The 13,540-nt window shown below is 42.0% G+C and carries 11 protein-coding genes and 1 tRNA gene; 6 read left to right on the forward strand and 6 right to left on the reverse strand.

Features of this window, described 5'->3' with window-relative positions:
* Positions 1–13: 13 nt before the first annotated feature.
* Positions 14–946 (reverse strand): glycosyltransferase, encoded by a 933-nt coding sequence (locus tag V7K44_RS26215; protein WP_334935875.1) that lies wholly within the window; start codon positions 944–946, stop codon positions 14–16.
* 227 nt (positions 947–1,173) lie between these two features.
* Positions 1,174–2,001 (reverse strand): hypothetical protein, encoded by an 828-nt coding sequence (locus V7K44_RS26220; RefSeq protein ID WP_334935877.1) that lies wholly within the window; start codon positions 1,999–2,001, stop codon positions 1,174–1,176.
* Between the two features lie 226 nt (positions 2,002–2,227).
* On the opposite strand from V7K44_RS26220, the gene cobU reads away from it, so the two are divergent.
* Both cobU and V7K44_RS26230 read left to right on the forward strand, forming a co-directional pair.
* A complete protein-coding gene (cobU, locus tag V7K44_RS26225) occupies positions 2,228–2,803 on the forward strand; it encodes a bifunctional adenosylcobinamide kinase/adenosylcobinamide-phosphate guanylyltransferase (protein WP_334935879.1) in 576 nt (191 codons plus the stop codon).
* A gap of 52 nt (positions 2,804–2,855) precedes the next feature.
* Positions 2,856–3,275, forward strand: a complete 420-nt coding sequence (locus V7K44_RS26230) for a hypothetical protein (RefSeq protein ID WP_334935881.1) — start codon at positions 2,856–2,858, stop codon at positions 3,273–3,275.
* Between the two features lie 122 nt (positions 3,276–3,397).
* Here the strand turns inward: V7K44_RS26230 and V7K44_RS26235 are convergent, their stop codons facing one another.
* Positions 3,398–4,354 (reverse strand): endonuclease I family protein, encoded by a 957-nt coding sequence (locus V7K44_RS26235; protein ID WP_334935883.1) that lies wholly within the window; start codon positions 4,352–4,354, stop codon positions 3,398–3,400.
* A 368-nt stretch (positions 4,355–4,722) separates the two neighbouring features.
* Between V7K44_RS26235 and V7K44_RS26240 the strand changes: the two genes are divergently transcribed.
* From V7K44_RS26240 to V7K44_RS26250, 3 genes are all read left to right on the forward strand, one after another.
* A complete protein-coding gene (locus V7K44_RS26240) occupies positions 4,723–5,682 on the forward strand; it encodes a ribonuclease Z (protein WP_334935885.1) in 960 nt (319 codons plus the stop codon).
* A gap of 642 nt (positions 5,683–6,324) precedes the next feature.
* Positions 6,325–8,517 carry a GumC family protein gene (locus tag V7K44_RS26245; protein WP_334935887.1) on the forward strand — a complete coding sequence of 731 codons (2,193 nt, stop codon included), beginning with the start codon at positions 6,325–6,327 and terminating at the stop codon, positions 8,515–8,517.
* Between the two features lie 206 nt (positions 8,518–8,723).
* Positions 8,724–9,869: a SpoIID/LytB domain-containing protein gene (locus V7K44_RS26250; protein ID WP_292814427.1), complete on the forward strand. Its 1,146-nt coding sequence runs from the start codon at positions 8,724–8,726 to the stop codon at positions 9,867–9,869.
* A gap of 93 nt (positions 9,870–9,962) precedes the next feature.
* On the opposite strand, the gene V7K44_RS26255 is transcribed toward V7K44_RS26250, so the two are convergent.
* Complete coding sequence (locus V7K44_RS26255; RefSeq protein ID WP_334935889.1) at positions 9,963–11,261, reverse strand: hypothetical protein; 1,299 nt, start codon at positions 11,259–11,261, stop codon at positions 9,963–9,965.
* Between the two features lie 218 nt (positions 11,262–11,479).
* Between V7K44_RS26255 and V7K44_RS26260 the strand changes: the two genes are divergently transcribed.
* The gene (locus tag V7K44_RS26260; RefSeq protein WP_334935891.1) at positions 11,480–11,959 is read left to right on the forward strand and encodes a hypothetical protein; all 480 of its coding nucleotides are present in this window, start codon (positions 11,480–11,482) and stop codon (positions 11,957–11,959) included.
* An 89-nt stretch (positions 11,960–12,048) separates the two neighbouring features.
* On the opposite strand, the gene V7K44_RS26265 is transcribed toward V7K44_RS26260, so the two are convergent.
* Both V7K44_RS26265 and V7K44_RS26270 read right to left on the reverse strand, forming a co-directional pair.
* Positions 12,049–12,120, reverse strand: a tRNA-Gln gene (locus tag V7K44_RS26265).
* A gap of 252 nt (positions 12,121–12,372) precedes the next feature.
* On the reverse strand, positions 12,373–13,170 hold the full coding sequence (locus V7K44_RS26270) for a WecB/TagA/CpsF family glycosyltransferase (protein ID WP_334935893.1): 798 nt from the start codon (positions 13,168–13,170) through the stop codon (positions 12,373–12,375).
* Positions 13,171–13,540 lie beyond the last annotated feature (370 nt).

A 13,540-nucleotide genomic window follows, 5' to 3' on the forward strand; every position in this document is an offset into this window, starting at 1 on the left:
ATTATGTTACTAGTTATTTCTTATTTGATGTAGATAAAAGACCCTGAATAGCAGCATTTAAGTAACCAATCTGACCGTAAGCATACACCAGTTTGTCAAACCGTTCTGCTGGATCGGAGAAATACTGTAAAGCCTTATACAAGCCTCGCACAAATCTTTCGCTACCTCGCTGTAATTGAGCGATCCCAGCTTTACCAGCGAGTTGTTCTCGATAGCATTCACTGATACCCTGCCACCAGCCCCGGTTTAAAAACCAGGAGCGTTGGAGGCGTTCTGGGGCTACATTGTGAGCGACGAGTGCTTCGGGAAGATAAGCGACTTGCCAACCACGCTGTAGAGCGAATTCGGTCATTTGCAGTTCTTCATTAGATAATAAATTTTTACCCACTCGGCCGAGATGAGGATCGAAACCGCCAATTTCTTCGAGGAAACTGCGGCGGATGGAGTAATTTAAGCCTCTGGGTGTTGAGCCAGGTTGCTCAATGTAGATGTTACTGTCACCTAAGTCGTATGCACCCAGATTTGCAGCTAGCCCCGGAGATAGCCATCGTGGTTGTTGAATTCCTGAAGGCCACAGGAGAGTGACTTTGCCACCTGCGATCGCTAGCTTAGAATTATTGTAATAGGCAGAATATAAAACTTGTAGCCAGCTCTTACTGGCAACGGCATCGTCATCTAGATAAGCAAGAATATCACCACTGGCGACCTTTGCACCCGTGTTGCGGGCGACAGATAAACCAATGGTGGGTTCAAAAACATACTTCAGGCGCGGATTGTGGGCCCTTTCTTCTACAACCTCACGGGTGCGATCGCTAGATCCGTTATCAACTACTACAATTTCAAAGTCAGCAGCAAAATCTTGATCTAAAAGACTATCAATTGCAGCCCCTAAATAGGTATCTCGATTGTGAGTACAGATAATGGCAGAGATTTGGATGTCTGGCATAGATTGAATTTTGGATTTGAGATTTGGGACTTCGGCTCCTTTCGACTTCTCTACGAGACGCTACGCGTTAGCGGAGCTTTCGCTTTAGCGATACGCTCAAGGCAAGTCGCTCAGTCGAACGATTTTAGATTAAAATCTAAATCCAACGCTATAACTGCTGAGAGTTAATCTAAACCAAAAGTTACCGACCTACCAACCGAGTTTCTTCGGAAATAATCTTTAAAACTTTACGTTTGTTGAATATGACTGTGTAAAACTACAAGAGTTTGCGCCAGTTGACTAAGGCGGGTTTCCAAAGATTGCTTGCGCCCTAGCAGTTGACGTAACTTTTGGTAACGAGCGATCGCCATACTAACATTGGGAACCTGATCCGGTGGACATGGACGCGACCAAACTTTACCAGTATCGTCTACACCACAGAGGCGATAGCCAGTAATAGATGATTGATAAGATACTTTTCCACCAGTGGCACAAATTTCTTCTACGTAGTTCATCAGGCGGTCAACTTCTGCATGGCGCAGTGTCGCAGTTCCTCCTGGTTCTGGTTCGGTGGGATTGGATTCTAACCAGCCATTGACAATTGGCCCTTCTAAGTAAATATCCTGAATTTGTTTCAAAATATTTTGCAATTCTGTCTGCCAACCAGCGACAGTTTCCTGAATTTCTTGCAATAGATTCATCGCCAATGCTGGATTCGCACCGTGGCGATGGCTACTAAAGGTCGGAGTTTTCAACTTGGGTAAGCTGGGTGTTCTGTTACCATTCTCTTCTGCTTGAAAGGTCTGCACAGATTCATGATGAGGAAAGAAATTTTGGTCAGAAGGATAATCAACCTCAGTATTTACATTTAAGTCAATTGTTTGTTCTTGTGACTTTACTTCCCCATCCTGAGAGGATGGAATTTGTGTACTTTCTGTAGGTTCGTTAGCTCCGACGCTGATTCTAAAAGAGAAAGGCCGTTTTGTTGTCGAATCAGTTGTTTCGGCAGTAGAGTCAGTGCCGCGATTCCCTAAATCGTGTAGAGTTGCTTCAATGCGTTTTAAGCCTGCGTTCATAAAGACATCCTAAAGTTTGCTGTCCCCAGTAGTATTGAATAATTGAGAATGGGGTAGTTGGGATTTTTAGCTTTTGCCAGTTCTAACATCTAATGATGCTGGTGCTAATTTTATCCCTTAAAAGTTATTTGAAACAAAAAATCTCACCCATAAAGTAAAAACAGGAGGCGACGGCAATATTCCTTCTGCCTCCTGCCTCTCTTGTTAAAATACTCAGTAAAAAACTTTGGGTAAAATCATCTTAGTAACAGGGCCAGCACGATCTGGTAAAAGTGAATGGGCAGAAACTTTAGCCATGCAGTCAGGAAAAGCAGTTGTTTATGTAGCAACAGCCACTGATAACCTAGATGACCAAGAATGGCATCAACGCATTTTAGAACACCAACAACGTCGTCCCCAAGAGTGGGTAACTTTATCTGTACCTGTGGAACTGTCTGCTACCCTTGCTGATGCCAAACCCTATACCTGTCTTTTAGTTGATTCTTTAGGAACTTGGGTTGCCAATCTCTTAGAACAGGACGAATCTAGCTGGGAAAATACCCTTGCAGAGTTTTTGGAGACGGTGGAACTGGTTGCTGCTGATATCCTGTTCGTAGCAGAAGAGGTGGGTTGGGGTGTGATACCAGCTTATCCACTTGGAAGGGCGTTCCGCGATCGCCTCGGTTCTTTAGTACGCCAGCTAGCAACACTTAGCGAAACTGTTTATTTAGTGACTGGCGGTCATGTTCTCAATCTCAGCATCCTTGGTTCGCCATTGCCAAATAAAGGAGATGCTGGAACATTCAGGAGTCAAGATTCTTAACTGTTGATTGAAATTAATCCAAAATCTAAAATCTAAAATCTAAAATTGTCTTATGGCAACCAAACAAGAAGTTAGAAAATACCTTGCCTACTGGTTTCAGTTGGGTAAGAAAGTTATTACGGGCAACGGCGAGGCAAGCTTTTTGCCCCAGTCGGTGCTAAATGGCGATCGCTATAGTGAAGAATTTGAAGAGTGCTGGCAAAAAATTATTTCACCGGAATCGGGTGATTGTTACCTTGAGGGTACACATGAAACTATTGCTGAATTGTTGACACCAGCATGGAATATGCTGCCTTGCAGCCGATGCAGTATGCCAGTAGCCGCGCGAAACGTTGGGATGCCGGCGTTGTTATGTCCCTGTAATGATTTACCTAACTGGCCGAATACTGAATTGCCAGCACCGCGAGAGCCAATTAAAACTCAAGACCAACTCCAAACAATTCGCGATCGGCTTTTAGATAATATTGCATAAAAAAATTGTTATAAAACCAATCGCAACTTCAACGACTGTCGAAAAACCCATCTGCTCAATTTTTCAAAAACGGAGGTCTAAAACTCTTCCAACCAGGATAGAGTTTTAGACCTCTGTACTTTTCACTTGCAGTAGGTTCGTTGTGGCAGGGTAGAATCTAACACGAAGGGATTATCATTACCTTGGGGTGTTTTAGCGATCGCATGACTGCGTGCTACCTCACCAGCATCAATTGGATCGTCTGCTTGCCACTTACACAGAGTATCCTTTTGTGCTTCAAAGAAGCTTGCATTTGCCAATTGTGGGTAGACTGTGCGGAAATAGAAAATTACGCGAGCAATATCTCCTTTCTTTGCCTCCCGTGGTTCAAAGAATCCCCGTTTGAATTCACTGTATTTGTCAATATCCTGCGGACTTGGTTTGAAACTTAGTTCATCATCATCGAGATACCAAGACGTAGTTTGATTATCAGGAATATCTGCAAATGGAAAGTTGGCGCGATCGCTGTTAACTTCCACACGTGAAGCAAAGAGGTTATGCAAATCGCTTTTTGCTGGGCCTTCAGCTCCCATACTCTGCGGCCAAACGTGTTCAGCATTGATTCTGCGTTGTGCAGCTTCCTCTCTGGGTTTATCTGAATTTGGGTCGATCGGAACACTGTAACCGGCGTAGATGTCCGTTACTATGCCACCTTGGTTATCTATTTTGGTGTAGAGCAAATCACGGGCACTACCATATCCGAGGCTAGCACGAGGAGAGTAAAGGCTATCTAGTTTTTCCAGTAAATCGTCTCCTGTGACACCAGAAAGAATTGTGCCTGGTTTAACTGGTGGTTCAGGACTGCTAACTGGGACTGATGGAATGGGAGTAGTCTCACCAATAGCTGATAGAGTAAATCTAGCAATCACAGGGTCGTGATCGCTGACTACTCTAGAAATACCTGCGTTAACGTGAACAGCATTGATCTCAGGATTTCCATTGTTAAACAAGTTTGGGGTAATCAGGATTTGGTCAATTTGTTCCTTAGTTCCTCGAAAGACATAAGAGAAGCGGTCATCTTGAGGAATTTTGTTTACCAAATTTTTCAGCTGATTTCCTTCAAGGATTTTAATCGGCTGGGAGTCTGGAGTATCGTTTAGATCGCCAAAAACGACAATATTTGCATTACAGCAGTTATTTGGTATTTATCAACTTGTTATTTAGTTACTTGTGGATACTAAATTGCGAGAATAACTAGTAACTAATGCGCTATACCCACTTGCCCTGAGCGTATCGCTAAAGCGAAAGCTCCGCTAACGCGCAGCGTCTTTGTTAGGAGAAGTCGTTCGCGTAGCGTCTCGCAGAGAAGGGATGCCCAATGCCCAAATTCCTAAGTATTTTGCTCAATAACCGTGGCACTATAGAAAATAGAGCTGCAAATTGAGCAATAGGAAGACTAAAGAACATTGTGCAGATAACATTCTTAGGGACGAGTTCCGGTGTACCCACGCGATCGCGCAATGTTTCCAGTGTCGCTCTGAGATTACCCCAAAGGGCAGAACTCTGGTTATTTGACTGTGGCGAAGGTACTCAGCATCAAATTATGCGGAGTGAACTCAAAATGAGTCAACTCTCCCGAATTTTTATCACCCACATGCACGGCGACCATATCTTTGGCTTGATGGGACTTCTTGCTACTTGCGGCTTGGCTGGTAATGTGGAACGAATTGATATCTATGGCCCACCTGGATTAAATGATTACATTCAATCCGCTTCACGTTACTCCTACACACACTTTTCTTACCCAATCAAAGTTCACGCCATCCGTCCAGGGATAATTTATGAAGACGAGGACTTCACCGTTAGCTGCGGTAATTTGCATCATCGTATCACAGCTTTTGGCTACCGCGTAGCCGAAAAAGACCGAACCGGACGCTTTGATGTGGAAAAAGCCAAGGCATTGCAAATTCCTCCTGGTCGGGTTTACGGTCAACTCAAGCGCGGTGAAACTGTCACCCTTGCGGACGGACGGGTGATTGATGGCACCCAATTGTGCGGTCCTACAGAAATTGGTCGAAAGATTGCCTATTGTACAGATACAATTTATTGTGATGGTGCAGTGCAATTAGCTCATGATGCAGATGTATTAATTCATGAAGCAACCTTTGCTCATCAAGATGCAGATATGGCTTTTCAGCGGTTGCATTCTACAACCACAATGGCAGCGCAAACAGCTTTAGCTGCTGGGGCACGTCGGCTGATTATGAGTCATTTCAGTCCCCGCTATGCTCCTGGAAATACCTTAGAGTTAAAGGATCTTCTCAAGGAAGCTCGTGCTATTTTTCCCCGTACTGATATGGCTTACGATTTTATGATTCATGAAGTACCCAGACGACGGGAAATAGAGTTAACCAAGGTAGGCGTTTAAATTTTGGACTTTCCTGCGGAACGCTACGCGTATCGTCCCGTAGGGAAGGAGTACGGCTACGCTCAGTTGAACAATTTTAGATTTTAGATTTCCTATTGAACGCTTCTAATCTAAAATCTAAAATTAACCAGGTTTTATCTTAGATTTTAATAGTCTCAATCATAAGATCAAGCAAATAAACAGTAGCTTCGTTTTCCGAGTAAGTCAACTATTTAACCAACAATTTACGGTTAACTAGATGTATCAAGAATATCTAAATAGTATGGTTTAAATATTTTTATCAATGTGTTTTTTATATTACAAGTTATCAAAATAACTTTAATATATATAGTAAGATTGTGAATTGGATAATTTGATACTCAAATACTTAGAAAAAATAATTAATTTTTCGTCAAGATTTTTATTCCTTAAATAAAATATTTATTAAAATTTTATACTTACAACACTGATTAAGAATTTATATGCATGAATTGATGAACATGAAAGCGCCAGTTGGCATAATATTGTGCCAAATTAGCTTGTCATTGTTGGAAGAAGAATTAAGTATGCGATCGCAGCTATTAGGTGTAAAAAAAAATCATTTCATATTTATCATAAATCTTCCAAATAAATATAGTGTTTCGATATTAGAGGAGTTTAATAGTGGCTAAGACTAGTCTGAATCAAAAGCAACAGGTTACTACTTCAGCACAAGGCGCAGTTGACATCAGACAACTATCTACTATTTTGCTTCGCCGACGCTTTCTGATCTTTGGAGTTTCCTGTGTAGTTATGTCAGCTGCTAGCCTCTTGGCTGTCATGGCCAAACCTACTTACCAGAGCAATATGCAGATATTGGTGAATTCAAATTTATCTGAAGGGGCACAGTCAAATACTCAGGTTACTGATTCAAATTCTCAAGTTATTGATTCCACTACTCAGATGAAATTCATGCTGAGTTCTAAGTTGCTTCAAAAAGCTGTAGATTTACTACATTCTGATTATCCCGATATTACCTTACAAGACATCAATGGTCAAAAAGAACATAACAGAAAAGCACCTTTAGAAGTAACTCCCGAAGCGGGAGGCATAGGAGCAAATAAAGTTTTTAATCAGGCATTTAAAGTTTCTTTTCATGATGACGATCCAGTAAAAGCACAAAGAGTACTTCAAGCGCTACAGAAAGTCTATCAAAACTACAACAAACAGCAGCAAAAAGAACGTCTTAATCAGGGATTAGCTTTTGTAAACACTCGTCTACCTGAGATAAAAAAAGAGGTAAGTAAAGCTGAGAAAAACTTAGAACAGTTTCGCAAAAAACATAAATTCCTCGATCCCGAAGTCCAAAGTAAAATTCTGCTAGAATCTCTAGCCGATATTCAACAACAGCTGCAAACTACTCGTGCCAACCTTCAAGATGTAAACGCTCGCTACGATAATCTAGAGCAACTAATAGCGTCTTCGTCCCAGCAGAATACACTACTTTCTTCTCGTTTAAATCAGTCAAGCCGCTATCAAGCATTATTAAGTGAAATTCAAAAGACTGAACTAGCATTGGCTAAGGAGCGGCTCCGCTATACAGATGATTATCCATCGGTACAAAAATTAAAACAGCAACGCCAAAGTCAACTTTTACTCTTACGAGAAGAGGTTAAAACTGTTACTAATACTAGTAAGGAAAAGCCTTTATTCAAAGGACAAATATTAGGGGTTGATCCAACGCTAGTAGATGAGTTTGTTTTAGTACAAACAAGTGTTTTAGGACTAACCGCCAACGAGAAAAATTTAGTTGATTCAGAACAGCAACTACGCTCTGAGCTAAACAAATACCCAAGTTTAATAGCAGAATATAATCGTCTGCTGCCAAAGGTAGAAACTAGTCGCAAAAATCTTGAACAACTAATCCAGGCACAACAGTCATTAGGACTTAAAGTTGCTCAGGAAGGATATAACTGGCAAGTTTTGGCAGAACCTTCTCCCGGTATTTATATGGGTAACAACAGATTATTATTTTTGGTTGGAGGAGTAGTAATTGGGCCGATTTTAGGTATTTTAGCAGCCTTGATTTTGGAAAAGTTTAATGACGCTATTTATTGTGCCGGAGATTTAAAGAAACTGACGAATCTACGTGTATTGGGATCGGTACCAAAACTACCATTACGTGGCATCAAAAAGCGGCGCTTCGGGCTACCTTGGAATGTCAGAAGAAGCTCAGATTCTTCTGTAATAGAAGCCAGTAATAAATTGCCCGTCCATGAAACTTTGGATATGATCTACCAAAATATTCAAATATTAAAATATCCCTTACCGTTCAAGTCTCTGATGTTTACTTCAGCACTACCAGGGGAAGGAAAAACAACCTTAGTATTAGGGCTTGTAGCTAGCGCTGCCCGAATGCATAGACGGGTATTAGTAATTGACGCTAATCTACATAATCCTAGCTTGCACAAAATCCTGGAACTATCCAATGATTGGGGACTATCTCTGTTATTAGTTGATGAGACAACTACTCATTTTCAAGATTACATCCAGCCCATTCACCCCTCCATTGATATTTTGACTGCTGGGCCAGAACCAGAAGACACAGTGAAGTTGCTCAGTTCTCAACGGATGAAAGAACTAATAGAGGTGTTTGAGCAAAATTATGACCTAGTACTAATAGATGCTCCATCTATTTTAGGCACGGTTGATGCCAGGATTGTGGCATCTTTTTGCAGTGGTATTGTCATGGTAGAGCGGATGGGAAAAGTGACTCGAACTGAACTGACTCAAGCAATAGAAATTTTGAGTAAGTTGAATTTAATTGGAATTATCGCTAATGAAGCGAGCAATTATCAAAAGGTATTGGCATCGTAAATCGAAGAATAAAAGTTTCTCTTCCACAACAGTCAGATTTGGACGATTCACTTTCCCCAATTTCTGATTTCTACTTTATAGTTAAAACAAAATGCATAATTAGTAGGAGGTGGCAACCTCCTGCGTTGGAGAACTGTCTCATCTTAAAGTAGTAGACGCCATAATCCAGAGCGTCAATTAGATACTAGTGTGATTAGATGATCGGTATGAAATTCCAACTTTACTTAGGTTCTTTATTTTCTCAGATTAAAGTACGTTATTGGTGGGTTAGTATCTTTTTGTGGATAGCTTTGGTTGCCCCAGCCCAAGCGTCTGTAATCCTACGCGTGGCAATTGAGAGGGGCGTTAATCAGGTAAAAGTGGGTAGTTCCACCACTGGCATCGTTAAGGATAGTACTGGCCGGACTCTTGGACAGTTGCCAGCAATGAGTGCATATTATGCCCAAGCAGTTCCTGGCGGAGTTGCTTTAGACAAGTGGCAGTCTGGTTTATTTTGGATTGAGCCAACTGGTAAAGGATTTGTTTATATTGGCGATCGCTGGTATCGAGGCAGAACTCTGGTTGTCCCCACAGAAAAAGGCTTAACGGCTGTTAACTGGGTTGACGATCAAGAATATCTCTACAGTGTTCTAGGTGGCGAAATGGATGCTAGCTGGCCCCAAGAAGCTTTAAAAGCCCAAGCGATCGCAGCCCGCACTTATGCCCTCTACGAACGAGAAAAACAACGAAATAATCCCGTTTACGATTTAGGCAATACCCCCGATCGCTGGCAAATTTACAAAGGTGTCATCAGTGAATCTCCTGCTACTTACGCCGCAGTGGATTCCACACTAGGGCAGGTACTAACTTACAAAAATCGGATTATTCTCTCAGTTTTCCACGCTTGTTCTGGGGGACACACTGAAAACGTAGAAGATGTTTGGGGAAGCAGCGAACCTTATCTACGTGCTGTTCAAGACTACGATCAAAATATCCGTGAGTGTAATTGGGTGAAAACCTTCTCGCCCAGTGAAATTAGCGCTAAATTTCCAGAGGTGGGCAGTGTGACGGCGATGATTCCAGAGACATACTCACCTTTCCGCAGTGTTAAAGTTTTAAAAATTGTCGGTAACAAGGGCACGAAGGTGCTACAGGGCGAGGAAGTGCGAACAGCCCTCAAGTTAAAAAGTACCAAATTTAGCGTCACCAAGGGGGCCGATGGTAGTTTTGTATTGCAAGGGCTTGGCTACGGTCATGCTTTAGGCATGAGTCAGTGGGGGGCGTACAATCTGGCTCGGCAAGGAGTGAACCACCTGCAAATTTTGGGACATTATTATCAAGGTGTAGCTCTAACACCAATTCAAGCGAAGTAATCAGGGATTGGGCACAAAAGGCAGAGGGGCAGAGGGGCAGAGGGGATAAAATCCTACTCCAACTTCTCCCCTGCTTCCCTGCCCCTCTGCTCCCTATTCCCCACTCCCCCGTTCTAAGCGCCGTTGCCATTCAGCGTCAATTTGTGCAGAACGTTCAACTTCTTGGTCGAGTAAGTCAGTTTCGCTAGAATACACTAAATCTTCGTTGCCAATGACTTTTTCTGTTGCAAATTGTTGAGCATAGTTGATTTTTTGTTGCAAAAGTGCATCGGGACTTTCCAATAGCCTTGCTCTGGAAAGGCGATCGCGATTGCGATCGCTAATTTTGCGATTACGCCACCGAATCCAGAAATAACGCAATAATGGTATGCCTAAAAAACCTGCTCCGTAAGCCAATAGCAGCCAATAAATTCCTTGTACAAAAGCTACCAGTCCACCTAATTGGGCGGCAAAAGTGCCACCTTTCAACAGACTCCCCAGTACTAAAGCACCAACAAAATTTAGTACACCTAACCCAGCACTCAGCATAATTTGCCCAGAACTTGCGGCGCTAAAGCGCCAGGGAAATTCCTCCAAGCGATCCGATATTGCATAACGGCGCTTTTTAACTGCACTCACCTGCAACTCTGGGAAGTAATAAACAATTTGACTTTCTGGACTTACCCCCGGTTGCCCATTAAATCGCGTCAGAACAGGCAACATATAATCTTCGTACTCTCTTGTGTATCCCTCGCCAATCTCATCCAAATATGGGGCAATTTGTTCTGCTACCACTGCACCACGGTTACTGCGAATCACCGTAGCAATTTCTTGCCAGCGACGTTCTTCTAAGTTGGCGTTAGGATTACCATCGCCAAATAAAAACGAAAACACGGCTTCAAAGAAATTCAGATTGCTTTCTTCCCGGCTTCCACGTCGCGGTTCCTGGTAGTGAGTGTCATAATTTGGGCTAAGATACCAAAATAAATTTGGAAAATAGAAGAAGCCCCCACCACCGGAATTACTGCCCCGATTGCCACCGTCACGATCTGAATTGGCAGCAGTAACGATCATGAAGATAGTAATAGTTATCAGGGCGATGGAAACAGTTAAGAAAATTCCAAAAGAAATGCGAATCAGGTAAAACAGAACACTCCAGACTTTTTTCCACCATTCCTGCAATCGTAGCCGGAAGTATTTATTACGCAAAATTGCTCGAAAATTTTGTGGAAAAAGGAAAACTATATCACCTGAATCCGCTACCTGTAAATGTCCGCCAGCATCAGATGCCAGGGCTAACAAGCTTTGATTAGCTTCAGCGACGTTCAATCCTGCCTGAGTTGCCACATCACCAACGGTGACACGGTAGCCCAGTTGTTCCACAGCTTGCATGATGGTGGGACTGGGAGCCATTGCTCTCCCCTCCTATTGAAATTTATTACCCTTTTCTTAAGTATAAAGTTTTATTTTGAGCGACTTGGCAGGGGTAGGGGTAACAATTCAAAATTCCAAGTGTTGACGTTTGGTCTTCAACTTTTTAATTGACTAGACAATCAACAAATGATCTGATACGCAAAATGATATAATTACTCTCCTCAGCTTGGTTAAATCAGCAAATTTTCTACTCAAATATGGTTCAATACACTCTCGCTCAAAGCCCAGAAATTATCCTTACTGTTTCTGGAAAAGATTCAGCCAAAGCTCGTGATAAAGCAATGGATCAGCTAATGGAACTGATGGATGCAGGTAAGCTACCCACGGAACTGGAAGAAGGATTTGGTCCTCAACAATTAATTGAGGTAAAAGAGTCAACTATTGATAGTGCTAGTGGTGAGGATAGTATTACACAAGCTGTCCAGATTCTGAGTAACTTGGCGACGCTCAAGCTGAAAGTTCAGGAATCACGATCTGAAGCCTTGGAAATTCGCAAAGCTGTTGATATTCTGTTTACTGATGACTCCGTGACTGAAGAGGAAATTACTCGACTCAAGGAAGGTTTTAAAGTTCTCAAAAATTTTGCTCAAGCTAATGTGCGTTACCAAGAAGCGCGGTCTAAAGCAGAACTGGCTCGGCAGACTTTAGATCAAGCTCTCAAATCTCCTGATAAGTAACATTTATAGAATTAGATGAATTGAGACACATCTTAAAAATGCGATTAATTACTCAAAAAGACAGGCATAAGAGCCTGTCTTCAGATTAACTGGGGCGCTAGGATTCGAACCCAGGGATGGCGAGACCAAAACCCGCTGCCTTACCACTTGGCGACGCCCCAACAATTTCACTATGGTTAATATAACACTTAGTCCTGGGTTAATGTCAAGTACTTTAATTGTTGATTTCAGATAATGGGTTTTTACAGCAGCAGATTGATGGGTCGGAATCCTTACACTTAGAATCTTTCATCATTTTGAGGTTGAACCCTTGAATCTTCATGCTTAAGGCATAAAATTCTTTCCTTCGCATCTAAAATCTGCTTTACTTAATGATCGACGCCCTAAAGTCAGTCTCACCTATTTCTTTTTCTTTAGTCTCCAGTCTCGTGAAGAAAGACCCCTGCAATCCGACTTGATGATAGTAGTTGCTTCGTAGCCAGCCATATAAAGAGGGGAATAGTCTTAGCATAGCGGCCGCAAAGTCGGTGCGGTTCTTGAATACATCGATACAGCCATTCAAGTCCTAAGTCTCGAACTATGCGGGGTGCGCGCTTATGAATTCCGGCATAAACTGGGAAAACTCCACCCAGTCCAATCATTACAGCTTGTATTTTGCCCTTATGTTGAGCTATCCAATTTTCTTGTTTGGGACATCCCAAAGACACTAAGACAGCGCTAGCACCACTAGAGTTAATCTTTTGAACCAAGGCTTCGTCTTCAATTTCAGTTAGGGGACGAAAGGGTAGAGGTTCCATTGCCGCAATCTTTATCTGCGGAAATTCCTTCTCTAACCTATTTTGCATCCTAGACAGAATTTCTGTTTGGGAACCTACAAAGAAAATACTCAGATTTTGTGTTTGAGTTAGCTGACACAATGCGAGAAAAATATCCATCCCTGCTACGCGGTCTTGGTAAATAGCTCCCATTTTTCGCATCATCCACACCAGAGGCATACCATCAGGAGTAACTATATCTGCATTTCGCAATACGGTGGCAAACTCTGGATTCCAATGGGCTTCTATGAGCATATGTACATTGGCTACATATACAGTTTTACTCTCACGCCTACTCGCCCACTTCACTATTGTTTGTATCTGGTCGTCAAACCGTAAAGCAGTAATAGGAAAATCAAGCACTTTTTTATTAGGTAGAAGCACTCTCGCCACCATCAATAACTCCTGTATCCAAGAAAACAATTCATAGATTACCTAGACCAATCCAAATTATTTAATATTCGGATTGGATGACTCCTGACTTTTTGTAGGCTTGTGTCATTGTTGGAAGTTAACACATGGAGGTGCAATTGCCTTTTTAGTATACTTTTGGCTTAATCGGTAATACTAGAATTATTTACTGCTGTGTCTTAGCTTACTGTTTTATGTTAAGGATTTTAGACACTGCTTGACAAAATTCATACTTCCTTCATAATTAATTTTTGGTTAGTTCATCCAAGCATTATAATTGCGATAAATTCTTAGAGAGATGCTGTATATTAAGTAGTATATACTACTTAATAAGCTAAGTATAAATGTAAAATGC

Origin of the sequence: Nostoc sp. (genome assembly GCF_036917235.1) — a bacterium.
In the GTDB taxonomy this organism is placed as follows: Bacteria; Cyanobacteriota; Cyanobacteriia; order Cyanobacteriales; family Nostocaceae; genus Nostoc.

What these genes read in the sequence shown, in the direction of transcription:
- V7K44_RS26215 (WP_334935875.1), bottom strand. Translation starts at nt 946, where the DNA reads ATGCCAGACATCCAAATCTCTGCCATTATCTGTACTCACAATCGAGAT.
- V7K44_RS26220 (WP_334935877.1), bottom strand. Translation starts at nt 2,001, where the DNA reads ATGAACGCAGGCTTAAAACGCATTGAAGCAACTCTACACGATTTAGGG.
- V7K44_RS26230 (WP_334935881.1), top strand. Translation starts at nt 2,856, where the DNA reads ATGGCAACCAAACAAGAAGTTAGAAAATACCTTGCCTACTGGTTTCAG.
- V7K44_RS26250 (WP_292814427.1), top strand. Translation starts at nt 8,724, where the DNA reads ATGAAATTCCAACTTTACTTAGGTTCTTTATTTTCTCAGATTAAAGTA.
- V7K44_RS26255 (WP_334935889.1), bottom strand. Translation starts at nt 11,261, where the DNA reads ATGGCTCCCAGTCCCACCATCATGCAAGCTGTGGAACAACTGGGCTAC.
- V7K44_RS26260 (WP_334935891.1), top strand. Translation starts at nt 11,480, where the DNA reads ATGGTTCAATACACTCTCGCTCAAAGCCCAGAAATTATCCTTACTGTT.
- V7K44_RS26270 (WP_334935893.1), bottom strand. Translation starts at nt 13,170, where the DNA reads ATGGTGGCGAGAGTGCTTCTACCTAATAAAAAAGTGCTTGATTTTCCT.